The 22,864-nt window shown below is 73.0% G+C and carries 19 protein-coding genes and 1 tRNA gene; 11 read left to right on the forward strand and 9 right to left on the reverse strand.

From position 1 onward, the window contains the following. Positions 1-48: 48 nt before the first annotated feature. Positions 49-1,464: a cysteine--tRNA ligase gene (gene cysS, locus ACWCHM_RS31645; protein ID WP_454221042.1), complete on the forward strand. Its 1,416-nt coding sequence runs from the start codon at positions 49-51 to the stop codon at positions 1,462-1,464. After that, positions 1,464-2,609 (forward strand): 23S rRNA (guanosine(2251)-2'-O)-methyltransferase RlmB, encoded by a 1,146-nt coding sequence (rlmB, locus tag ACWCHM_RS31650; RefSeq protein WP_281902422.1) that lies wholly within the window; start codon positions 1,464-1,466, stop codon positions 2,607-2,609. Before cysS ends, rlmB begins: the two co-directional genes overlap by 1 nt. Positions 2,610-2,699: 90 nt before the next feature. Here rlmB and ACWCHM_RS31655 read toward each other — a convergent pair whose 3' ends face one another. Further along, a complete protein-coding gene (locus ACWCHM_RS31655; RefSeq protein WP_088643228.1) occupies positions 2,700-3,791 on the reverse strand; it encodes an ABC transporter ATP-binding protein in 1,092 nt (363 codons plus the stop codon). A gap of 366 nt (positions 3,792-4,157) precedes the next feature. Here ACWCHM_RS31655 and ACWCHM_RS31660 point away from each other — a divergent pair. The 4 genes from ACWCHM_RS31660 (at position 4,158) to ACWCHM_RS31675 (ending at position 5,755) form a co-directional block, all read left to right on the forward strand. Beyond that, positions 4,158-4,234 (forward strand) — tRNA-Thr (locus ACWCHM_RS31660). 168 nt (positions 4,235-4,402) lie between these two features. Continuing rightward, positions 4,403-4,807, forward strand: a complete 405-nt coding sequence (locus ACWCHM_RS31665) for a helix-turn-helix domain-containing protein (protein WP_204957510.1) — start codon at positions 4,403-4,405, stop codon at positions 4,805-4,807. 35 nt (positions 4,808-4,842) lie between these two features. Continuing rightward, complete coding sequence (locus ACWCHM_RS31670) at positions 4,843-5,262, forward strand: VOC family protein (RefSeq protein ID WP_281902427.1); 420 nt, start codon at positions 4,843-4,845, stop codon at positions 5,260-5,262. A 58-nt stretch (positions 5,263-5,320) separates the two neighbouring features. Further along, positions 5,321-5,755 (forward strand): ASCH domain-containing protein, encoded by a 435-nt coding sequence (locus tag ACWCHM_RS31675; RefSeq protein WP_421489960.1) that lies wholly within the window; start codon positions 5,321-5,323, stop codon positions 5,753-5,755. 18 nt (positions 5,756-5,773) lie between these two features. Here the strand turns inward: ACWCHM_RS31675 and ACWCHM_RS31680 are convergent, their stop codons facing one another. Beyond that, entirely contained in the window at positions 5,774-6,460 is a 687-nt protein-coding gene (locus ACWCHM_RS31680) for a hypothetical protein (RefSeq protein WP_454221043.1), read from the reverse strand. Between the two features lie 137 nt (positions 6,461-6,597). After that, entirely contained in the window at positions 6,598-7,140 is a 543-nt protein-coding gene (locus ACWCHM_RS31685) for a hypothetical protein (RefSeq protein ID WP_454221045.1), read from the reverse strand. Between the two features lie 168 nt (positions 7,141-7,308). Here ACWCHM_RS31685 and ACWCHM_RS31690 point away from each other — a divergent pair, with 168 nt between their 5' ends. Both ACWCHM_RS31690 and ACWCHM_RS31695 read left to right on the forward strand, forming a co-directional pair. Further along, positions 7,309-9,696 carry a M4 family metallopeptidase gene (locus ACWCHM_RS31690; RefSeq protein ID WP_454221047.1) on the forward strand — a complete coding sequence of 796 codons (2,388 nt, stop codon included), beginning with the start codon at positions 7,309-7,311 and terminating at the stop codon, positions 9,694-9,696. A gap of 106 nt (positions 9,697-9,802) precedes the next feature. Continuing rightward, a complete protein-coding gene (locus ACWCHM_RS31695; RefSeq protein ID WP_204957515.1) occupies positions 9,803-10,567 on the forward strand; it encodes an enoyl-CoA hydratase/isomerase family protein in 765 nt (254 codons plus the stop codon). A gap of 127 nt (positions 10,568-10,694) precedes the next feature. Here the strand turns inward: ACWCHM_RS31695 and ACWCHM_RS31700 are convergent, their stop codons facing one another. After that, positions 10,695-11,138: an HNH endonuclease gene (locus ACWCHM_RS31700; protein ID WP_204957516.1), complete on the reverse strand. Its 444-nt coding sequence runs from the start codon at positions 11,136-11,138 to the stop codon at positions 10,695-10,697. 330 nt (positions 11,139-11,468) lie between these two features. Further along, positions 11,469-12,437, reverse strand: coding sequence for a hypothetical protein (locus tag ACWCHM_RS31705; protein WP_454221048.1), 969 nt, complete (start codon positions 12,435-12,437; stop codon positions 11,469-11,471). A gap of 223 nt (positions 12,438-12,660) precedes the next feature. On the opposite strand from ACWCHM_RS31705, the gene adhE reads away from it, so the two are divergent. Then, positions 12,661-15,234, forward strand: a complete 2,574-nt coding sequence (adhE, locus tag ACWCHM_RS31710; protein ID WP_454221049.1) for a bifunctional acetaldehyde-CoA/alcohol dehydrogenase — start codon at positions 12,661-12,663, stop codon at positions 15,232-15,234. 32 nt (positions 15,235-15,266) lie between these two features. On the opposite strand, the gene ACWCHM_RS31715 is transcribed toward adhE, so the two are convergent. Further along, positions 15,267-16,793, reverse strand: coding sequence for an FAD-dependent oxidoreductase (locus ACWCHM_RS31715; RefSeq protein ID WP_454221050.1), 1,527 nt, complete (start codon positions 16,791-16,793; stop codon positions 15,267-15,269). Positions 16,794-16,851: 58 nt separating this feature from the next. Beyond that, entirely contained in the window at positions 16,852-17,373 is a 522-nt protein-coding gene (locus ACWCHM_RS31720) for an MSMEG_6728 family protein (protein ID WP_454221051.1), read from the reverse strand. 111 nt (positions 17,374-17,484) lie between these two features. Between ACWCHM_RS31720 and ACWCHM_RS31725 the strand changes: the two genes are divergently transcribed. Next, positions 17,485-19,278 (forward strand): potassium channel protein, encoded by a 1,794-nt coding sequence (locus tag ACWCHM_RS31725; RefSeq protein WP_421489967.1) that lies wholly within the window; start codon positions 17,485-17,487, stop codon positions 19,276-19,278. Here the strand turns inward: ACWCHM_RS31725 and ACWCHM_RS31730 are convergent, their stop codons facing one another. After that, complete coding sequence (locus ACWCHM_RS31730; RefSeq protein ID WP_454221052.1) at positions 19,279-20,511, reverse strand: APC family permease; 1,233 nt, start codon at positions 20,509-20,511, stop codon at positions 19,279-19,281. A 9-nt stretch (positions 20,512-20,520) separates the two neighbouring features. After that, on the reverse strand, positions 20,521-21,300 hold the full coding sequence (locus tag ACWCHM_RS31735; protein ID WP_454223234.1) for a phosphatase PAP2 family protein: 780 nt from the start codon (positions 21,298-21,300) through the stop codon (positions 20,521-20,523). 144 nt (positions 21,301-21,444) lie between these two features. Between ACWCHM_RS31735 and ACWCHM_RS31740 the strand changes: the two genes are divergently transcribed. Next, a complete protein-coding gene (locus ACWCHM_RS31740; protein WP_204957522.1) occupies positions 21,445-22,653 on the forward strand; it encodes a DUF4032 domain-containing protein in 1,209 nt (402 codons plus the stop codon). Positions 22,654-22,864: the final 211 nt, after the last annotated feature.

The raw sequence follows: 22,864 nt of genomic DNA on the forward strand, positions 1-22,864 counted from the left end.
ACCCGGCTCGGGCCGACCCGGGACAGCACGGACAGCTACCCTGGTACGGTGACGCTACGCCTGTATGACACCGCCGCCCGATCGGTGCGGGACTTCGTTCCGCGGGAAACCGGCAAGGTGGGGGTCTACCTGTGTGGTCTCACCCTCCAGGCGCCGCCGCACATCGGTCATCTTCGCTCCGGCGTCAACTACGACGTGTTGCGGCGTTGGCTGTCGGCCGCCGGCTTCGAGGTCACCTTCATCCGCAACGTGACCGACATCGACGACAAGATCCTCGTCAAGGCGCAGGAGCAGGGCCGCCCGTTCTGGTCCATCGCGTACGCCAACGAGCTGGTCCTGGCCCGGTCCTACCGGGCGTTGAACGTGCTGCCGCCGACGTACGAGCCGCGGGCGACCGGGCACATCCCGGAGATGCACGAGCTGATCGCCCGGCTGATCGAGACCGGTCACGCCTACCCGGCCACCGACGGCTCCGGCGACGTCTACTTCGACGTGTCCTCCTGGCCGGCGTACGGGTCGCTGTCCGGCCAGTCGCCCGACGACATGCAGTCCGCCGGGGACGCCCCGGATCGCGGCAAGCGGGACCCCCGGGACTTCGCGCTGTGGAAGGGCGTCAAGCCGGACGAGCCGGCCGACGCCTACTGGCCCTCGCCGTGGGGTCGGGGCCGGCCCGGCTGGCACATCGAGTGCTCGGCGATGTGCCTGCGGTACCTCGGCGCGGAGTTCGACATCCACGGCGGCGGGCTCGACCTGACCTTCCCGCACCACGAGAACGAGATCGCCCAGTCGCAGGCCGCCGGGCTGCCCTTCGCCCGCTGGTGGGTGCACCACGGACTGCTCAGCATCGGCGGCGCCAAGATGGGCAAGTCGCTCGGCAACGCCCTCGACCTCGACTACGTCGACTCGCTCGGGGTGCGTCCGGTGGAGCTGCGCTACTACTACGCGGCGGCGCACTACCGGTCCCGGATCGACTACTCGGAGGACGCGCTGCGCGAGGCCGCGGTGGCGTACCGGCGGATCGAGGGGTTCGTGCAGCGGGCCGTGGAGCGGGTCGGCGCGGGGCAGCTCGGTGAGTTGCCCGCCGGGTTCGTGGCCGCGATGGACGACGACCTGAACACCTCGGCCGCGCTCGCCGTCCTCCAGGCGACCCTGCGGGACGGCAACACCGCGCTGGCCGACGGCGACGATGTGACGGTCCGCACCACCCTGGCCGCCACCCGGGCGATGCTGGATATCCTCGGCGTCGACCCCCTCGACCCGGCCTGGACCGGTGGCGGTCGCGTCGACGACCTGCGGGGCGTGGTGGACTCCCTGGTCGCACTGGCCCTGGAGCAGCGCGCGCAGGCCCGCAGCCGCAAGGACTGGGCGGCTGCGGACGCCGTACGCGACCAGCTCAAGCAGGCCGGCGTGGTGGTCGAGGACACCCCGCAGGGGCCCCGTTGGACTATTGGAGAGCAGGACTGATGGCCGGCAACTCGCAGCGCCGTGGCCGGCGACTGACGTCGAAGGCGGGTGCCCCCAAGGGCTCCGGCGGCAAGAACAAGGACTCCCTCGCGGGCCGGGGCAAGACCCTGCCCGCCGACGAGCGGCCCTGGCACAAGGCGTACTCGGGGACCGAGAAGCTTCCCCAGCGCACCGCCTGGAAGCAGGACAAGGAGCGCCGGGCGGCGGCCGAGGAGGGCCGCGCTCCCAAGATCGGCCAGCCGGGCACCAAGGACACCACCTGGGGCAGGGGAACCCGGGGCGTGGCCCCCGCCCGAGCCGGCGGTGGTGGTCGGTCCGGCGCGGGTGGCCGGGGTGGCGCCGGTGCGGGCCGCAGCGGTCCCCGGGTCGCGCCGGGGCGCAAGTCCAACCCGTCGCGGGACAGCCCGGAGCTGCTGGTGGGCCGCAACCCGGTGCTGGAGTCGCTGCGCGCCCAGGTGCCGGCGACCGCGCTCTACACCGCGCTGGGCATCGACGCCGACGACCGGGTCAACGAGATCACCCGGACGGCCGCCGACCGGGGCATCGCCATCCTGGAGATCAGCCGGGCCGAACTGGACCGGATGACCGGCGGTGTGCTGCACCAGGGTGTCGGCCTCCAGGTGCCGCCGTTCGCCTACGAGCTCTTCGAGGACCTGCTGGCGGCCTCCCTGGAGCAGCCCGCCCCGCTGTTGGTGGCGCTGGACGGGGTCACCGACCCGCGCAACCTGGGTGCGGTGATCCGGTCGGCTGCCGCGTTCGGTGCGCAGGGTGTGTTCGTACCGGAGCGGCGGGCCGCCGGAATCACCGCGACCGCCTGGCGGACCAGTGCCGGCGCGGCGGCGCGGGTGCCGGTCGCCCAGGTCACCAACCTGACCCGGTCGTTGAAGGCGTGTCAGGACGCCGGGTTCATGGTGGTCGGCCTGGACGCCGACGGCGACACCGACCTGTACGACCTGGAGGCCGCGGTCGGCCCGCTGGTCGTGGTGGTCGGCTCCGAGGGGCGCGGGCTGTCCCGGCTGGTCGGGGAGACCTGTGACCTGACCGTCAGCATCCCGATGATCTCCGACGTGGAGTCGTTGAACGCCAGCGTCGCCGCCGCCGTCACCCTCGCCGAGGTGGCCCGCCGCCGCGCTGCGGAAGGCTGATCCGGCGCGGGCACCCGGCCCGCCCGGGACGAGAACACGACTAAAGGGGCGGCCCGCCGAAGCGGACCGCCCCTTTTCCGTGCGGTGGGATCAGATGCGGTGGCCGGTGGCCGCGTTGAAGACGTGGCTGCGGCCGGCACGCGGCTTCACGAACACGGTGTCACCCATGTTCGGCATGTTCCGCCGGTCGGTGCGGACCACGAACCGCTCCTCGTGGCCCTCCAGCGCGGCGTGGCCGTAGACGTTCGCGTCCGAACCGAGGTCCTCGACCAGCTCGACCACGACCGGCATGCCGCCCTCGGTGGGGCTGACCAGGTCGCAGTCCTCGGGGCGGAAACCGACGGTGACCCGGTTGTCGCCACCCTCGCTGCGGGCCGCCTCGACCTGCTCGCGGGTCAGCGGGATGTGCATCTCGGCGAACGCCGCACCCCGCTCGTTCAGCGGGACGGTCTTGATGTTCATGGCGGGGGAGCCCATGAAGCCGGCGACGAACACGTTGGCCGGGGTGTCGTAGAGCGCCCGCGGGGTGTCCACCTGCTGGAGGACGCCGTCGAGCATGACCGCCACCCGGTGACCCATGGTCATGGCCTCGACCTGGTCGTGGGTGACGTAGACCGTGGTGATGCCCAGCTTGGCCTGGAGCGACGCGATCTGGGTACGGGTCTGCACGCGGAGCTTGGCGTCGAGGTTCGACAGCGGCTCGTCCATGAGGAAGACCTGCGGCTCGCGGACGATCGCCCGGCCCATCGCGACACGCTGGCGCTGACCACCGGAGAGCGCCTTCGGCTTGCGGCTGAGGTACTCCTCCAGCTGGAGCAGGCCGGCCGCCTCCTTGACCCGCCGGTCGATCTCGGCCTTGGGGGTCTTGCGCAGCTTGAGGGCGAACGCCATGTTCTCGTACACCGACATGTGCGGGTAGAGGGCGTAGTTCTGGAAGACCATCGCGATGTCGCGGGCCTTCGGCGGGAGGTGGGTGACGTCCCGGTCGTCGATGTAGATCGCGCCGTCGTCGACGTCCTCCAGGCCGGCGAGCATCCGCAGGCTGGTGGACTTGCCGCAACCCGACGGGCCGACCAGGACGAGGAACTCCCCGTCGCCGATCTGGAGGTCGAGCTGGTTGACCGCGGGGCGTTCGGTGCCCGGGTAGATCCGGGAGGCCTTCGCGTACGTGACCGTAGCCATGGTGGTGCGCTTCCTTTCACCGGCAGGAACGTGCCGGACGATCCGAGTGAAGGAGCTGTCGGCACCCACGGTGCCGACCCGCGGACGCCATCCGCAGGGCAGCCGTGGCCGACCCCGGGTGTCATCCGTGTCACTGCACGGTAAACGGGATTTCCATCCCTGCCAAGACGGGATACACCGAGTGGGACGGACGGCATACGCATTTCGGTCAGGCGGGCACGGCCGGGCATCAATCCCCTCGCCTGACGGGGCTCCGGCGCGTCGATTCGTCGGTGGTACGGGCATGAGATTGACGTTTTCCATGCTCGGGCACCCTGCCGGCCGGGATTTCCCGACGTCAGTCGCTATGCTGACCTCGCACCACGCGCCCCTGTAGCTCAGCTGGCCAGAGCACTCGCCTTGTAAGCGAGATGTCGCCGGTTCGATCCCGGCCGGGGGCTCCAATTCCACAGCACGGCCGCCACTGGCGTTGCCGCTTGTCGATCCGTCGGCGATGCGCGGGCGCGGACGACCGTCCGTGCCGCCGTCCCCGCCCGTCGCGGGACCCCGCCGGCCGGGCCCGGCTGGGTAACCTGATCCGGCGCGAACGGGGACGACGGGGGCGGGGGCCGATGAGTCGTGCGGTGGAGCAGTCGAACCGGGCCATGCTGCGGGCCCGGGACGCGATGGACCGGGCATACGCCGAACCGCTGGACATCCCGGCGCTGGCCCGGATCGCGCTGGTGTCCGAGGCGCACTTCATCCGTACCTTCCGGGCAACCTTCGGCGAGACGCCCCACCGCTACCTGCAACGACGTCGGGTGGAGCGGGCGATGGCGCTGCTGGTGGAGACCGGCCGGGACGTCACCGACATCTGTTTCGCCGTCGGGTTCAGCAGTCTCGGCTCGTTCAGCCGCACCTTCCGGCAGATCGTCGGCGAGTCACCGAGCGAGTACCGCAGCCGCCGGTCGGCCGGCGACCCGACGGTGCCGAGCTGCTTCACCAAGGCCTGGACCAGGCCCAGCAGTTTTGGATAAGCAGCAGGTCAGCGGCCTGGCATAGCGTCTGCGGCATGACGATGAACGCGATCACCCGCTCCCAGCTCTACGTCCTCGACCAGGACGAGGCGCTCGACTTCTATGTCGGCAAGCTGGGCTTCGAGGTCAACACCGACCAGGATCTGGGCTTCATGCGGTGGCTGACGGTCAACGTGCCAGGCGACCCGCAGCGCGAGGTGCTGCTGGAGAGGCCCGGCCCGCCCGCGCTGGACCCGGCGACCGCCGAGCAGGTCCGGGAGCTGCTGACCAAGGGCGCGATCGGCGGGTGGCTGAGCATCACCACCGACGACGCGCACAAGACGTACGAGGACCTGGTCGCCAAGGGCGTCGACATCACCGACGAGCCGACCGAACGGCCGTACGGCATCGACTTCGGCATCCGTGACCCGTTCGGCAACCGGATCCGGATCGGCCAGATGTTCCCCCGGGCCTGACCCGGCGACGCCGGTATCGCGGGTGCGGGCGGCGTGGTCACCGGGCTACCGTCGCCCGGTGACCACGCCGAACGTTCCCGACCTGCCGAAATGCGAGTTCGCCTTCCCTGGCCCGCTGCGTGACCAGCTCGTCGCCGCCGTGCTCAGCGGGGCGAAGACCTCCACCACGGGCCTGCTCCAGGACTACGAGCGCGACGGCGAGCCGTTACCGGCGGTGGGTGACCGGTCGGTGGTGGTCGACTCCGCCGACCGGCCGGTCGCGGTGATCGAGGTGACCGGGGTGCGGGTGGTCCGGCTCGGCGACGTCGACCTCGACCACGCCCGCGACGAGGGGGAGGGCTACGACTCGGTGGCGGCTTGGCGGGCCGGTCACGAGGACTATTGGCACGGGCCGGACTACCTGGGCTGGCTGGGTGATCCCGGGTTCCGGGTGGACGACGACACCCTCGCGGTCGTCGAACGTTTCCGGGTGGTGCCGGGCGTCACCGGCTGACCCGGGGTGGCGGGCTGGTCAGCCGGTGGGCTGTTCCAGTTCGTCCCGGATGGTGAGGAAGTCCTCCTTGCGGTCCGGCTGCTTGGTGGCGGTCAGGAAGACCACCACCCCGGCGACCTCGGGATCGGCCCAGGCGCAGGCGGTGAGGTGGCCCTGGTCGGCGGTCCGCCCGCGCCCGCACCGGGCCTCGCCGCCGTACCTGCCGAACTCCACCGACCGGGGCTTCGGAATCCGGTACGGCTTGAGCAGCCGGTCCAGCATGGCCTGCGGGTCGGCGACGGTGCCCGAGACGGCGCTCACCACGATCGTCTCCGGGGTGGGTCGACCCTGTCCGTAGACCCCCTCGACGGTGCTGGTGGCCGGGGAAGCCTCGCGGGTCAGCTCGTTGAGCCGGAACCGGGGCAGCCCGGCGGGCAGTGGCGTGCCCGTGCGGGGCAGCCCCAGCAGGGTGTCCGGGGTCCGCAACGTCCGCGCCACCGGTGTCGGAGTGGGCACGGAGGCCCGTTCGACGTCGGCGACCGCGCACCCCGTGGCCAGGACGGTGGCGACCACCGCCGGCAGCGACCCGATCCGGCCGAGCGTCCGGCGCAGGCCGGCCGGCCCGGACGCGCGCGGTAGGCCGAGGGGGAGGTGCGGGCGCGACGGGCGGTGTGGGACGGTCGGGTCGAGCGGGTGGCGCGGACCGGCGGGTCGTCTCTTCGGCACAACGCTCCTCGCACGAATCGGAGCGGGTAGGTTATCCGACCAGTGTCACCCCGGGCGGCTTCCGCCCGCGCGGGCCGCCGTGAGCCGCGCCACCGCCGACGCGACCGCTGGCCGGACGCGGGAAACGACCTTCGTGGTCAGCCGGTGGCGGTGGTCTTCATCAGCAGCGCGGCCAGTTCCCGCGTGGCGGCGGGTGGCTGCGGGCCGGTCGGGCAGTCGGTCCAGTCGACGTGGGTGGTGCCGACGGCGAGCTGATAGCGGTACGTGTCGGCGCAGCCGTCGTCGGACAGGACGCCGGCATGGTCGCGGGTTGCCGGGCCGATGAGCGTCCGGAGCCGGTCGAGCGCCGCCGAGTCGAGCCGGCCGGTACGCGTCGCGCCGGCCCGGTCGGTCGTGGTCCACCGGCCGTCGGGCTCGACGGTCACCGTGTCCCGGTTACCGGCGAAACCGCCGGAGCGGGTCAGGACGACCCGGTCCGCCCCGGTTCCCCGGGTGCCGGGGTCGCCGGGCGTGCCGGTCGCCGGGGCCCCGGTCGGGGTGCCTGCGGCGGCGGTCCCGTCGGAGGTCGGAGCGGTCGTGGCCGCTGGTGACGCAGGGGTTCCCGGCTCGGCCGCTGAGCAGCCGGTCAGTAGCGCGGCGGCGGTCGTGGCGGTTGCCAGGAGCAGGGCGGGTGATCTCATCCCGATCGGACGTGCATCGACGTCAATCGGTTCCCCGGGTAGGGCCCCTCCTCCGTTCGGCCAGTGTCGTGTCATGGAACCGCTCCATCCCTTCTCTTTTCCCGGGTGTATCGCTATATCTACATGCGTGACTACCCCCGTCACATCTTTCCCTTGCCAGGAGGGCACGTGAAAAGACCCCTCGCCGCCGTCAGCGCAGCTCTGCTCACCAGCGGAATGCTGACCTGCGTCGCCACCGCAGCGCACGCGGCTCCCCCCGCCCCCGCCCCCGATGCCGCCCCCGCCGCCCGCGCCGAGAGCCTGCTGCGCAGCAACCCGGGCGCGGTCCAGGGCACCGGCGCGGAGGCGTACCAGGCGGTCCGCACCAAGGTCGACGCCAACGGTGCGGCACACGTCCGGTACACACGTACCTACCAGGGGCTGCGGGTGTACGGCGGTGACTTCGTCATTCACACCGCGCCCGACGGCACCCTCGCCGGCACCTCGGTCGGCCTGGCCGCCCCGCTGACCCTCGGCACCACCGCCAAGATCAGCGCGGCGTCGGCCGCCGCGACGGCCCGCAAGGCGTTCTCCGGCACGATCACCGAGGTGGGTACGCCGGAACTCTTCGTCGACGCCACCTCCGGCAAGGGCATGCTCGCCTGGGAGACCGTGCTGTCCGGCTGGAAGGCCGACCAGCAGACCCCGTCGAAGCTGCACGTCATCACCGACGCCAGCACCGGCCGGGTCGTCGGCGCGCACGACGAGATCGAGTCGGTGGTCGGCAGCGGCCAGGGCATCTACACCGGCTCGGTCAGCATCGACACCACGCTCTCCGGCAGCACCTACCAGATGATCGACCCGTCGCACGGCAACGGGCGCACCTGTGACATGAACAACGGCACCACCACCTGCACCACGTTCACCGACGCCGACAACGTCTGGGGCGACGGCACCAACAGCAACCGGCAGTCCGCCGGCGTCGACGCCCACTTCGGCGCGGCCAAGACGTTCGACTACTTCAAGAACGTGCACGGCCGCAACGGCATCTTCGGCAACGGCACCGGCGTGCCGAGCCGGGTCCACTACGGCCGCAACTACATCAACGCCTTCTGGGACGGCGCCCAGATGACCTACGGCGACGGCGCCAGCAACTCCCGGCCGCTGGTCTCCCTCGACGTGGCCGGCCACGAGATGAGCCACGGCGTCACCGAGGCCGTCTCCGGCCTGGTCTACTCCGGCGAGTCGGGCGGCCTCAACGAGGCCACCAGCGACATCTTTGGCAACATGGTGGAGTTCTACGCCGCCGCGCCGAGCGACCCGGGCGACTACCAGGTCGGCGAGAAGATCAACATCAACGGCAACGGCACCCCGCTGCGCTACATGTACAACCCGTCGCTGGACGGCTCGTCCGACTCGTGCTGGACCACCAGCACCAAGAACAAGGACGTGCACTACTCCTCCGGTGTCGGCAACCACTTCTTCTTCAACCTCGCCGAGGGCACCGGCGCCACGTCGTACGGCACCTCGCCGGTCTGCGGCTCCGCCCCGGCGGTCACCGGCATCGGCCGGGAGAAGGCCGAGAAGATCTGGTTCCGCGCCCTGGACGTGTACTTCACCTCCAACACGTCGTACGTCAACACCAGCACCCCGTCGAACACCGCCCGTGCGTACAGCCTGAAGGCGGCCACCGACCTGTACGGCAGCTGCTCCACCGAGTACAAGGCCGTCCAGGCGGCATGGACCGCGGTCGCCGTCTCCGGCAGCGACGCCCCCTGCTCCTCGACCGGTAACGACTTCTCCGTCTCGCTCTCCCCGACCTCCGGTTCGGTGACCGCGGGCGGTTCGGTCGCCACCACCGTCGCCACCGCGACCACCAGCGGCACCGCGCAGACCGTCACGTTCTCCGCGTCCGGCCTGCCGACCGGCGCGACCGCGACGTTCAGCCCGGCCTCGGTGACCTCGGGTGCCGCGTCGACCCTGACCATCGCCACCTCGGCCAGCACCCCGGCCGGCAGCTACCCGGTGACGGTCACCGGCACCGGCGCGGTGGCCCACTCGGCCAGCTACACGCTGGTCGTGAGCAGCGTCGGTGGCGGCTGCACCGCCGGCCAGCTCCTGGGCAACCCCGGCTTCGAGTCCGGCAACACGGTCTGGGCGGCCAGCACCGGCGTCATCGGGCAGAACGGCGCCAGCCAGCCCACCCACGGTGGCACCTGGAACGCCTGGCTGGGCGGCACCGGTGGCACCCTGACCGAGACGCTCTCCCAGTCGGTGAGCCTGCCGGCGGGCTGCTCGACGTACAACTTCAGCTTCTGGCTGCACATCGACAGCCGGGAGGTCACCACCACGACCGCGTACGACAAGCTGACCGTGCAGGTGCTCAACTCCTCGGGCACCGTGCTGGCGACCCTGGCGACCTACTCGAACCTGAACAAGGCCACCGGGTACACCCAGCGCTCGTTCTCGCTGGCCGCGTACGCCGGCCAGAGCGTGACCCTGAAGTTCACCGGCACCGAGGACGCCTCGCTGCGGACGTCCTTCGTGGTCGACGACACGGCGCTCGACGTGTCCTGACCTGACCCCTGCGTCGGTGGGCCCGGCGGCCACCCCTCCTGGGTGGTCGCCGGGCCCGCGCCGTTATGGTCGCCGCACCGGTGACGCGACGAGAGGGGTTACGACGGTGTCGGACGCGGAGTTGACCGTCGGGGTGACCGGCGCGGTGGCGACGGTGACGATCCGTAACCCGGCCCGGCGCAACGCGATGACGCCTGCCATGTGGCGGCGGCTGCCGGTGCTGCTGGACGGGCTGGAGGCCGACCCGGCGGTCCGCGCCCTGGTGCTCACCGGCGCTGACGGGGCGTTCTGCGCCGGTGCCGACCTCGGCGACTTCGACGAGCTGCTGGACGCGAACGGGGACGCGGGCATCGCGGTCGCCGCCGAGGAACGGTTGGCCGCGTTCGCCAAGCCCACCGTCGCGGCGGTGCAGGGCCCGTGCGTGGGCGGTGGATGCCTGCTCGCGGTCGCCTGCGACCTGCGGATCGCCGCCCCGGACGCCCGGTTCGGGGTGCCGCCGGCCCGGCTCGGGCTGGTCTACCCGGCACCCACCACCAGGCGGCTGACCCGGCTCGTCGGCCCGTCCACGGCCAAGTTCCTGATCTTCACCGCCGAGCTGATCGACGCCGAACGGGCGCTGCGGGTCGGCCTGGCCGACGAGGTGGTCGACGACCTGCCCGGCCGGGTGTCCGCGATCACCGGGGCCATCGCCGCCCGCTCCCAGCTCAGTATCGCCGCCGCCAAGGAGATCATCGACGACCGGGCCGGACCGGCGAGGATCGCCTGGTGGCACCGCAAGGCACGCGACAGTGGCGAGGCCCGCGAGGGCGTCGCCGCCCACCACGAACGCCGCCCGCCCGACTTTCCCTGGTCGCCGGCCGCCGGTCACTGATCCGGTCCGCCCGGCTGCCACCGATGGCGGGGCCCGTTCCCCTGGGTGGGGCGGGGCGGTGGGGGCCGGCGGGCGTCGCGCCGGGGCGTACCCCGACGCGACCCCCTGTGCCCGCCGGCCGGTCCGGTCACCGCCCGGCGAGGCTCGCCCAGCTCGGCGTCGCCGGCGCCCGCCGCAGCGGCATGTCCGCCTCGGCCGGCGTCCGGTCACCCTTGCGCTGGTTGCACGGGTAGCAGGCGGCGGTGGTGTTCCGCCAGGTGTTGCCACCGCCGCGTGAGCGGGGCAGCACGTGGTCGACGGTGCTGGCCGGCCCGCCGCAGTACGCGCACCGCCCACCGTCGCGGCGCAGCACCCCCGCCCGGGACCAGGCCGGGCCGGCGCTGAACCGCCAGCGGGTGACGACGTACCGGACGAGCCGGACCACCCGGGGGACGGGGAAGACCCCGATCACCCGGTCCGGCTCGGCCTCGTGGATCTCGGCGACCCGACGGCACAGCATCCGGATCGCGTGTTGGACGGTGACCCGGTGCAGTGGGCCGAGGTCGGCGTTGATGACGAGGACGGCGTCCACCGGGCTCTCCCTTCGCGGTCGGTGGGTCGATCGGTCTGTCGGTCGGCCCGGACGACGAAGGCCACCCGGTCCACGGTGGGACGGGGCGGCCGGCACGTGCGGCACGCGTCAGTCGGGTTCCCCGTCCCGGGGGTGTTCGGCTCGGTCACCGTCGACGGGTAGCGTCGACCACGCGCTGGTGAGCTGCGGCGACGTCATGGCGTGCTCCCGGTTCGACTGGTTGGCCTTGCGCGGATCACGGTAGGCGCGGCGGCGCGGGCGGGCAACGCATTTCGATGCCACCCGCCGGCCGTGCCCTCCGCTTGCGAGCTGCCGGACCGGCAGACCTGGTTACGAGCGGACCGACCAGACGGTCACGTCGACCGAGGCCGGCGTCGCCTGGTAGCGGTTGTGGTCGATCCGGACGTAGTTGACCACCGTCGGGTCGCCCGGGTCGGGCTGGCAGTAGGTGACCGGGGTGGGTTCGAGCTGTTCGAGGTCGATGCTCGAATAGCGCTGCGCCTTCGGATTCCGGCAGCCCTCGTAGCTGAGGTCGGTCGGGTCGTCGGTCCAGTCGTAGAGGGCGAGCTGGTGGTCCTTCCCCTGGAAGATCAGGGTGCCCGCACCGGTGCCCCGCGCGACCCGGGGCTTCGGCAGGAAGTAGACCGAGTCCCCGTCGAGCAGCTTCCAGTGCGGCGCGTCCTTCGGCGGCACCCAGTCCCGTTCGACCGGCCCGGGGGCGGGCGTCGGCCGGGCCGTGGGGGTCGGGCCCGGGCCGGCCGTGGGCCCGTCCGGGCCGGGATCCGGGGTCGCCGGGGTGGTGGCGGGCGTCGCCCCGGACGGATCGGCGGAGGGCGTCGGCCCGACCGGGGTCGCCGTGACGCCGGGGTCGGCCGACGAAGCGTCGACGGAGGTCGTGGGGGAGGCGCTGCGCGCGTCCGGCGTGCGGTCCGTCGGCCAGGAGAGCACGGTCACCGTACTGACGATCACCAGCAGCAGCGCGGCGATCCCGGCCGGCAGCCGCCAGCGTCGCCAGCGGCGGCGCAACCCCGGGGCCGACGGAGTGGCGTCTGCTCCGGTCGGTGCGTCGGACGCGGGCGGGGTGGACCCCGGCGGCAGGGCGGCGGCGTCCGCCGCCGCCCGGGACAGTCGTGGGTCGATCGCGCTGAACAGGGACAACAGCCCGAGCGCGCTCGCGGCGAAGACGCCGGCCAGGCCCACCAGGGCATTGGCCTTGTCGACCCCGATCCGCCAGGCCAGCACCGCCACCCCGACGGCGGCCACGGCGAGCAACGTGTAGGCCCTTCGCGGTCCCGTCATGCGAATCATGGTGGACGGGGGCGGCGGAGCGCGGTGTCGGGCAGGCGACGCTGCGTGCCCGCCGGGTGACATCGGGACCTTCGGTCGACCCGGAGGTGCCCGGGACGGGCGCGACGACGGGACCTTTGGCCACCGTCGGACGGGTCCTTGCGCCCCACCGCCGAGACGGCCGTCGATGGATGCTGAGGGTGTCCGAGACGCCGCCAACCGCCGAGGTGAAAGCATGTCGACCGAACTCGCCACCACGATCGACGCCCTGGTCGCCGACGGCCTCAAGGCCCTGGCCGACTACGACCGGTACGACCAGGAGCAGATCGACCACATCGTCGGCAAGGCGTCGGTGGCCGCGCTGGACCGGCACGCCGCCCTCGCCCAGCTCGCCGTCGCCGAGACCGGTCGGGGGGTGTTCGAGGACAAGGCGGTGAAGAACATCTTCGCCTGCGAGCACGTCACGCACAGCATGGCGAAGACCCGTACCGTCGGGGTGATCGCCCGGGACGAGATCAGCGGGATCGTCGAGATCGCCGACCCGGTGGGCGTGGTCGCCGGGATCACCCCGGTCACCAACCCCACCTCGACCACCATCTTCAAGGCGCTGCTGGCGCTCAAGACCCGCAACCCGATCATCTTCGCCTTCCACCCGGCGGCGCAGCGGTGCAGCGTCGAGGCCGCCCGCACGGTACGCGACGCGGCCGTCGCCGCCGGGGCCCCCGAGCACTGCATCCAGTGGATCGAGGAGCCGTCGGTCGAGGCGACCACCGCGCTGATGCACCACCCCGGCGTCGCCACCATCCTCGCCACCGGCGGCAACGCCATGGTCCGGGCGGCCTACTCGGCGGGGAAGCCGGCGCTCGGTGTGGGCGCAGGCAACGTGCCGGCCTGGATCGAGGCGACCGCCAAGCTGAAGCGCGCGGTCAACGACATCGTGCTGTCCAAGTCGTTCGACAACGGCATGATCTGCGCCTCCGAGCAGGCCGTCATCCTCGACGCGGCGATCCACGACGCCGCCATCGCGGAGTTCCGCACCCTGCACGCCCACCTGGCCACCCCGGCCGAGAAGGCCAAACTGGAGGCGCTGCTGTTCCCCGCCGGCAAGCTCAACCCCGACGTGGTCGGCCGGACCGCCGCCTGGATCGCCGACGCCGCCGGGATCACCGTCGCCCCCGACACCTCGATCATCCTGGTCGCGGTCGACCGGGTCGGCCCCGACGAGCCGCTGACCCGGGAGAAGCTCTGCCCGGTGCTGGCCGTGCTGCGCGCCGACAGCCGCGAGCAGGGCCTACGGTACGCCGAGCAGATGGTCGAGTTCCACGGCCTCGGGCACAGCGCGGTCATCCACACCGCCGACGAGGACCTGGTGGAGGAGTTCGGCCGCCGGGTCAAGGCGGTCCGGATCATCTGGAACTCGCCGGCCTCGCAGGGCGGCATCGGCGACATGTACAACGCGTTCCTGCCGTCGCTGACGCTGGGCTGCGGCAGCTACGGCCGTACCTCGGTGTCGGACAACGTCTCGGCGGTGAACCTGCTCAACATCAAGCGGATCGGCCGGCGGAACAACAACATGCAGTGGTTCAAGGTCCCGTCGAAGATCTTCTTCGAGGCGAACGCGATCCGCTACCTCGCCGAGATGCCCGACGTGCACCGGGTCACCGTGGTCACCGACGCCACCATGACCCGGCTCGGCTTCGTCGACCGGATCAACCGGGTGCTGCAACGCCGCCCCGGGCGGATCGCCCTGCAGATCATCGACGACGTGGAGCCCGAGCCGAGCGTCGAGACCGTCGACCGGGGGGCCGCGCTGATGCGGGCCTTCCGGCCGGACACCATCGTCGCCCTCGGCGGCGGCTCGGCGATGGACGCGGCCAAGGTGATGTGGCTGCGCTACGAGCACCCGGACGTGGTCTTCGACGACATGCGGGAGAAGTTCTTCGACATCCGCAAGCGCGCCTTCACCTTCCCCACCCTCGGCGCGCTGGCCCGGCTGGTCTGCGTGCCGACCACGTCGGGCACGGGCGCGGAGGTCACCCCGTTCGTGGTGATCACCGACCACCGCACCGGCAAGAAGTACCCGCTGGCCGACTACGCGCTCACCCCGACCGTGGCGATCGTCGACCCGGTGCTGACCGCCAGCATGCCGGCGACCATCGCCGCCGACAGCGGCTTCGACGCCCTCACCCACGCCATCGAGGCGTACGTGTCGGTGTACGCGAACGACTTCACCGACGGGCTGGCCCTGCACGCCATCCGGCTGATCTTCGCCAACCTGGAACGGGCGGTGGTCGACGCCGACCCCGAGGCGCGGGAACGGATGCACAACGCGGGCACCATCGCCGGGATGGCGTTCGGCAGCGCCTTCCTCGGCATCGTGCACGCCATGTCGCACACCCTCGGCGCGACGTTCCACATCGCCCACGGCCGGACCAACGCGGTGCTGCTGCCGCACGTGATCCGCTACAACGGCACCGTCCCGGCGAAGCTGTCCGGCTGGCCGCGCTACGAGAGCTACCGGGCACCGGAGCGGTTCGCCGAGATCGCCACCCAACTCGGCCTGCCGGCGGGCACCCCGGCGGAAGGGGTGGCGTCGCTGGCCGACGCGGTGGAACGGCTGCGCGACGCGGTCGGCATCGAACCGTCGTTCGCCGCGATCGGCGTCGACCGGGCCGCGTTCGAGGCGGCGCTGCCGCAGCAGGCCCTCAACGCCTACGAGGACCAGTGCGCCCCGGCCAACCCCCGGATGCCGATGCTCGACGACATGCAGCAGCTCATGCGGGACGCGTACCAGGGCACCGCGCGCTGACCGTCCGGCCCACCGGCCGGGCGGGCCCCCGTTCACTTCCCGGCGAGCAGTCCCCGGGGGCGGATGGAGCGGACCGGTTCGGTGGCCGCCCCGGCGGTGCGCAGGATGTGGTTGGCGGCGATGATTCCGGTCGCCGCCGACCGTTCCATCAACGCGCTGGGGAAGTCGGTGCCGATGCCGTCCCCGGCCAGGTAGAGGCCCTCGGCGTCGGTGCGTACCCCCGGGCGGCCGGGGTGGCTGCCCGGGGTGAACGCCGGGGCCTGCGCCTCGACCCGGGCGCGCAGCTCCCGCACCCCCAGCCCGGCGACCTCCGGCCAGAGCGTGACCAGTTCGGTGCGCATCCGCTCGGCCAGTTCCTCCGCCGGCACCCCCTCGTCGCAGGCGTACGCGTGCAGCTCCACCACCGCGCCGCCGGTGCGCTGCGCCCAGCGGCGGGACTCGTTCTCCAGCCGGTGGTAGAGGGTCACCGAGTCCAGGGTGGGCTGTCGGGACACCCCGCTGAACACCGCCCGGTCGGCCCGGACGTCCCCGTCGAGCCAGTACCGCGCCACCGCGTACGGCGGGCCGGGCCGACCGAACGCGGGCATCCGCGCCACCAGCTCGGGTGCCACCGTGACCAGGCCGGGGGAGGCGGCGACCAGCGCCGCCAGCGCGGGCGGGTCGACGGCCAGCACCACCTGCCCGGCGGAGTGGACGGTGCCGTCGGCGGTGGTCACCCGCCAGCCGTCCGGTTCCCGGTCCAGCCGGGTGGCGGCGACCCCGGTGTGCACCCGGCCGCCGTGCTTCTCCACGTACCGGGTCAGCGGCTGCCAGATCGCCGTGGCGTAGTCCTCGTCGGGGCAGTCGAACGCCAACCCCTCCGGGTTGCCCAGCAGATAGAAGTGGAACTGGGCGATCATCTCGGCGGCCGACATCTCGGTCTCGTGGTTGAAGAACGAGTGCGAGAAGACCTCGAACAGCATCGCCCGCGCCCGGTCGGGCAGCTTCAGCGAGGCGAGCAGCGCGTCGGCGGTGGTGTCGTCGAACTCGGCGTACGTGCGCACCGGGTCGTAGCTGAGCAGCGGCAACGCGGCGTCCCGGTCCATCGTGCGCAGGTCGGCCAGGCGCAGGCTGGGGCTGCGCAGCAGTAACGCCAGCAGGTTGGCCGGCGGGGCCGGGGGCAGCCGGCCGAACTCCTCGGTGGGCCACTGCGCGGACAGGATCGGATAGCCGGGGATCGGCTTGAGGAAACCGAGCGTCGGCTCGACCCGCCGCAGGATCGACCGCCAGTTGTAGTACTGCCGGAAGAACGCGTGGAAGCCGTGCTCGTTGACCTGGCTGCCGTCGGCGAGCGCCTCCGGCCACGCGCCGAGCCGGCCGCCCAGCGTCGGAGCGGCCTCCAGCACCGTCACGTCCACCCCGCGTTCGGCGAGCACCACCGCCGCCGACATGCCGGCGATCCCGCCGCCCACCACCACGGCCGTGGTCGGCCGGGCCACCCGGGGGGCGCCACCCCCGCCCGGGTCCACCACGTGCTCGCGTACGCCGATGAGCCGGCCCAGCTTCTGCGACAGCGCCATGTGCACCTTCCGACCCGAGGGACCCCCAGTCTGCCCGACCAGGCCCGATCCGGCCCGGTCAGACCGGTGCGGTGCCGCCACCGGGGGCGTCGGCGGGTCGGCTGGCGGCGGCGAGCGGGGGACGGTCGGACGGCGGCCAGACGTACTCCAGGTCGGACGGCACGTCGCCGAACTGCGGGCGGTAGTGCGCCGGGTCCTTGCGCAGCAGCGCCGAGCGGTGGCTGCGGTGCAGGTCCTCGCGGCCCAACCAGGGTGGCAGCTCACCGACGGCGGCCAACTCCGCCTGGCTGCGGACCCGGCCGTGGCCCCGGGCGGCGGTCAGGTCGGTGACCAGTGTCGACGCGCAGGTGTCCGCCCGGCCCGCCGCCGACCAGACCGCGCACACGTCCAGCCCGTACCGGGTCAACGCCTCCTCGTAACCGGCCCACATCTTCACCGCCGGGTGGTTGCGCCAGCCGTAACCTGGCCGGGTCAGCCCGCGCAGCACCTGGAGCGCCTCGACCCGCTGCTTGCCCAGCCGACGCTGGTCGAGGGTCCGCGCACTGGCCAGGAAGTCCGGGTACGGCAGGAACGTCTGCACGCCCGCTGCTCTACCCGCCGCCACGCCCACCATGCCTGCCCGCCCAACCGGTACCGTCCGGTGCGCTCACCAGGGCTGCGTGTCCGGCGACCGGATGGCTACCATCCGGGCATGGCCGAACCCCTGCGGGACCGGGCCCGGCGCGCGACCGGCTGGCGGTTACGGATGAACGGCGACACCCGTGGGCACTACGTGGTCTGCGGCGACGACCCGCTGGCGTACTGGGTGGTGCGGGCGCTGCTCGGCACCGACCCGGCGCACGGGCGGGTCCGGATCACCCTGGTGGTGCCGGAACGCCGCCGCTCCGAGGGCCCCGACGGGCGGGACGTCGATGGGGTACAGGTGATCCGGGCCGACCGGCTCGACGAGTCGACCTTCCGCCGGGCCGGCCTGGCCGGCGCGGACGGCCTGGCCCTGCTGCACCAGGACGACGTGGGCAACATGCAGGCCGCGCTCTGCGCGCAGGAGGTCGAACCCCGGCTGCGCCTGGTGGTCCGGATGTTCAACACCAGCCTCGCCAACGGCCTGCGGCAGCTCTTTCCCGACTCGGCGGTCCTCTCCGACGCCTCAATGGCCGCCCCGGCGTTCGTCGCCGCCGCCCTCGGTGAGGTGGCCCCGACCCACTTCCGGCACGGCGGTCGCACCCTCTACGTGGCCCGCCGCGCCGACGTCCGCCCCGCCGACGTGGTCTGCGGGCTGGCCGTCACCACCGATCCGGAACTGGTCCGGGTGCTGCCCGCCGACGAGCAGGCAGCCGACGTGGTGCTCGCCGAGGCGACCGGCCAGCCCGCCGGCACCGAGCTGGCGGCCCGCCGGCTGGTCCGGGCGCGGCGTCGCCGGCGACCCCTGGCGGTGCTGCTGCGGGCGGTCCGCAGCTTCGCCACCCGCAAGATCGGTATCGCGGTGCTGACCCTGCTCGGGGTGATCGCCCTGCTCGGCTGGCTCAACGCCCGTGCGGTCGCGGTGAGCTGGACGGAGGCGCTCTACCTGACCCTGGTCACCACGCTCAGCGGCCAGGACCCGGACGTCACCAAACCGGCCGCCGCCCAGATCATGCAGGTGGTGCTCAACCTGGCCGGGCTGGCGCTGATCCCGCTGATCACCGCCGTGGTGGTCGACGGCATCGTCAACGCCCGGCTGGCCCTGCACGCCGGGCGCATCCAGCCGGAACGCACCGGGCACGTGGTGGTCGTCGGCCTGGGCAACATCGGCACCCGGGTGATGGCCCAACTGCACGACTTCGGCGTCGAGGTGGTGGCGATCGACCGCAGCGCGGAGGCGCGTGGTGCGGCGCTGGCCCGGCGGCTGGGGGTGCCCCTGATCGTCGGGGACGCCGCCCGCGAGGAGACCCTCCGTTCGGCCTCGGTGGAACACTGCCAGGCGCTGGTGGTGGTCTCCACCGACGACGGGGTCAACCTGCGGGCCGCGCTGAACGGCCGGGTGCTCAACCCGGAGCTGCGGGTGGTGCTGCGGCTCTTCGACGGCGACTTCGCCGAACGTATCCAGCGGGCGTTCGGCATCGGCATCTCGCGCAGCGTGTCCTACCTGGCCGCGCCGTCGTTCGCCGCCGCCCTGCTGGACCGGGCGGTGATCGCCACCATCCCGGTCGACCGGCACGCCCTGCTGGTGGTGGAGGTGCCGGTGACGGCCGGTGCGGCCCTGGACGGTCGCCCGCTCGGCGCGGTGGCCCGCCCCGGCGAGGTGCGCCTGCTGGCCCACTCCCGGCCCGGCCACAAGACCGACTGGCGGGCCGACCCCCGGATGGTGATCTCGGCGGGGGACCGGCTGACCGTGGTGGCCCGGCGGGCCGGGCTGAGCGCCCTGCTCAGCGAGACCACCCCGCCCCCGCCCCCGGCCCCGCCCCCGCCCGCCGGGGTGCCGGCCTCACGTGACCCGCAGGAGTGACTAGCGGGGTCGGACGGCGTACCAGAGCGCGCCGAGGGCGAGCACCCCGAAACCGGCGAGCACGCTGGCGGTGGGCAGGCTGACCGCGAGTAGCAGGCAGCCGACCAGCCCCGCCCCGGCGAGCGCCCGGGTGGGCAGCCGTCGGGTCGGGTCCCGGCCCAGCGTCCACGCGGCGGCGTTGGTGATCGCGTAGTAGACCAGCACCGTGCAACTGGAGAAGCCGATCGCGCCCCGGACGTCACCGAGCGCCACCACCGCGACCACCACGGCGGCCACGGTCAGCTCGGCGCGGTGCGGGACCCGGTGCACCTGGTGCACGGCGGCCAGCGCCCCCGGCACATCCCGGCGGCGGGCCATCGCCAGCACGGTGCGGCCCACCCCGGCGAGCAGGGACAGCAGCACCCCGGTCACCGCCACCGTCGCCCCGGCCCGGACCACCCAGGCCAGGCCGGGCAGCCCGGCGACGGTCACCACGTCGGCCAGGGGCGCGACGGACGCGGCCAGCCGGTCGGGGCCGAGCACGCCTACCGCGACCACCGCGAGGACCAGGTAGACCGCCAGCACCACCCCGAGGGCCAGCGGCACCGCCCGGGGGATGGTGCGGGCCGGGTCGCGGACCTCCTCACCGAGGGTGGCGATCCGGGCGTACCCGGCGAAGGCGAAGAAGAGCAGGCCGGCGGCGGTCAGCACACCCCGGGCCGTACCGCCGCCCTCGGCGAGCCGGTCGAGCCGTACCTCCCCGGCGGCCAGGCCGGTCACCGCGACCAGGGCCAGCACCGCCAGCACCACGACCACCAGCACCTTGGTGGCGGCGACCGTGCGGGTGACACCGCGCAGGTTCACCGCGGTCACCGCGAGCACCGCGCCGACCGCGACCGGCCGGGCCTGCCCCGGCCACAGGTACGCTCCGATGGTCAGCGCCATCGCCGCGCAACTCGCCGTCTTGCCGACCACGAAACCCCAACCGGCGAGGAACCCGGCGAACGGGCCGAGCCGTTCCCGGCCGTAGACGTAGCTGCCGCCGGATTCCGGATAGCGGGCCGCCAGCCGGGCCGAACTGGTCGCGTTGCAGTAGGCGACGAACCCGGCCAGCGCCAGCGCCACCAGCAGCCCGGTGCCCCCGGCCGCTGCGGCGGCCGGGGCGAAGACCACGAACACGCCCGCGCCGAGCATCGCCCCCAACCCGACCACCACCGCATCGGGTACGCCCAACCGCCGCCGCAGTCGATCCACCCCGGCAGGTTACGGGGCGGAGGTGAACGGGCGGCCCCCATCGGGCGACCGGCCCGGGTCGGCGGTGAACGGGCGGTCCCGGCCGCGCAGCCGGGTCGGTAGCGGCAGGTCGTCCCAGGGGATCCGGCGCAGCAGCCGGTCCAGCAGCAGCCCCAGCAGCAGCCCGGCCACCGAGTCGGTCAACCAGTGCCAGCCCAGGTAGGTGGTGGTGCACAGGACCACCAGCGGCGGCACCACCCGTACGGCGGTGGCCAGCCGGGGTGGCATCCGCCGGCCGACGGTACGCAACAGCGGGACGAGCAGCAGGGCGAGCACGCCGTACCAGACGATCGCGTTGGCCACGTGCCCCGACGGGTACGACTGCGCGTAGCGCACCGGCAGCTCGTGCTGGAACAGCGGCAGGGTCTGCTCCGGTGACAGGAACGGCTCCTTGACGCTGGCGCTCGGGGCCGGGCGGGCCGTCCACACCTTGAGCGGCCCGATGGTCAGCAGGGTGAGCGCGAAGGCGACCACCGGGGGCAGCAGCGGGCGCACCGAGCGGAGCCGGACGGCCAGCAGCACCCCCAGGGCGGCGGCGAGCAGCGTCAACGGGGTGCCCTGGCCGAGCAGGTTGAGCACCCGGGCGATCCAGTAGGCGGCGGTCGGCCGGTGCGCCCCGGCCCAGTCGGCGACCGCCCGGTCGACGCCGAACAGGTGGCCGGCGGCGAGTGCCCAGGTCAGCGCGACCAGGGCGGTGAGCAGCAGCAGGTCGTACCACCAGCCGGCCGGGCGGACCGGTCTGAGCCGCACTCCGCCGCGTACCCTCGTGGTTCGCTCCCGCACGCGATCACGCTACCGGCCGACCCGGTGGTCGGGACGGCACGGCCCGGGGTCGATGTGTGTCGAACCACGAAGGGAAGCGTCGGACGGGGGACACCCGGCACACTTGTCCCCGTGCGGATCACCTCGGCCCTCGTCGACCCGGCGCTGCTCGACCTTCCCTGGTCGACTCCGCTGGAACAGTGGCCCGCCCGGCACCTGGTGGCGCTGCCGCAGGGCATCTCCCGGCACATCGTCCGGTTCGTCCGCCTCGGCGACTACGTGTACGCGGTCAAGGAGACCGGGGAACGGGTCGCCGAACGCGAGTACGACCTGCTGCGGGCGCTGGAACGGATCGACTTCCCGTCGGTGGAGGCGATCGCGATCGTGGCCGACCGGCAGGCCGACGACGGCACCCCGCTGGACCCGGTGCTGATCACCAGGCATCTCCAGTTCTCGCTGCCCTACCGGGCGTTGTTCTCCCGCACGTTGCGCCCGGAGACGATGGGCCGGCTGCTCGACGCCCTCGCCGTGCTGCTGGTCCGGATGCACCTGACGGGCTTCTTCTGGGGTGACTGCTCGCTGTCGAACACCCTGTTCCGGCGGGATGCCGGGGCGTTCGCCGCCTACCTGGTCGACGCCGAGACCGGCGCGCTGCACCGTTCGCTGTCCAACGGGCAGCGCGGCGAGGACCTGGAGATCGCCCGGGTCAACATCTTCGGTGAGGCGCTGGACCTCCAGGCGGCGGGGCTGCTGCACGACTCGATCGACCCGGAGGTGGTCTGCGAGGAGGTCGTGCAGCGCTACGAACGGCTCTGGCACGAGATCACCTACGAGCAGCAGGTCGAGCGGGAGGCCCGGCACGACATCGAGCGCCGGATCCGCCGCCTCAACGACCTGGGCTTCGACGTGGCCGAGGTGGCCCTGTCGACGGTCGACGACGGGCGGTACCTGGTTCGCCCGAAGGTCGTCGACGCCGGCTACCACACCCGGCGGCTGATCCGGCTCACCGGGCTGGACGCCGAGGAGAACCAGGCCCGCCGGCTCCTCAACGACCTGGACGCCTACCGGGTGGAGAGCGACCTGACCGACGAGCAGCAGGCGGCCCACCGCTGGCTGACCGAGGTCTTCGAGCCGGTCGTCCGGGCGGTCCCCGCGCACCTGCGGCACAAGCTGGAGCCGCAGGAGGTCTTCGCGCAGATCATCGAGCACAAGTGGTTGCTCTCCGAGCGGGCCGGCCGGGACGTGGGGATGGGTCCGGCGGTGCAGTCGTACCTGGCCGACGTGCTGGTGCACCGCCCCGACGAGCAGGCCGTGCTGGGCGTCGAGGTCCCGACCGCCTGACCCGCCCGCGTTCCGGCCGGGGGCGGCACCGGGTCGACCGGATGACCGCCGGCCGGCCGGCTCCGCAACACCGGCTCCGCCAACGCCTCCGCCGTCAACACCGCCGCCGCCAAGGCCTTTGCCGCCAAGGCCTCCGCCGTCAGCGCCTCCGCCGGTCAGGATGTGTGGTGCGCGTCCTTTAGACCTGATGACGTGGATGACTCGGGTACCC

The sequence above is a fragment of the Micromonospora sp. SCSIO 07396 genome (genome assembly GCF_053667945.1).

Bases quoted from the DNA above. Each gene is read 5' to 3' on its own strand.
- rlmB (WP_281902422.1), top strand. From the start codon at position 1,464: ATGGCCGGCAACTCGCAGCGCCGTGGCCGGCGACTGACGTCGAAGGCG.
- ACWCHM_RS31655 (WP_088643228.1), bottom strand. From the start codon at position 3,791: ATGGCTACGGTCACGTACGCGAAGGCCTCCCGGATCTACCCGGGCACC.
- ACWCHM_RS31665 (WP_204957510.1), top strand. From the start codon at position 4,403: ATGAGTCGTGCGGTGGAGCAGTCGAACCGGGCCATGCTGCGGGCCCGG.
- ACWCHM_RS31670 (WP_281902427.1), top strand. From the start codon at position 4,843: ATGACGATGAACGCGATCACCCGCTCCCAGCTCTACGTCCTCGACCAG.
- ACWCHM_RS31685 (WP_454221045.1), bottom strand. From the start codon at position 7,140: ATGAGATCACCCGCCCTGCTCCTGGCAACCGCCACGACCGCCGCCGCG.
- ACWCHM_RS31705 (WP_454221048.1), bottom strand. From the start codon at position 12,437: ATGACGGGACCGCGAAGGGCCTACACGTTGCTCGCCGTGGCCGCCGTC.
- adhE (WP_454221049.1), top strand. From the start codon at position 12,661: ATGTCGACCGAACTCGCCACCACGATCGACGCCCTGGTCGCCGACGGC.
- ACWCHM_RS31715 (WP_454221050.1), bottom strand. From the start codon at position 16,793: ATGGCGCTGTCGCAGAAGCTGGGCCGGCTCATCGGCGTACGCGAGCAC.
- ACWCHM_RS31725 (WP_421489967.1), top strand. From the start codon at position 17,485: ATGGCCGAACCCCTGCGGGACCGGGCCCGGCGCGCGACCGGCTGGCGG.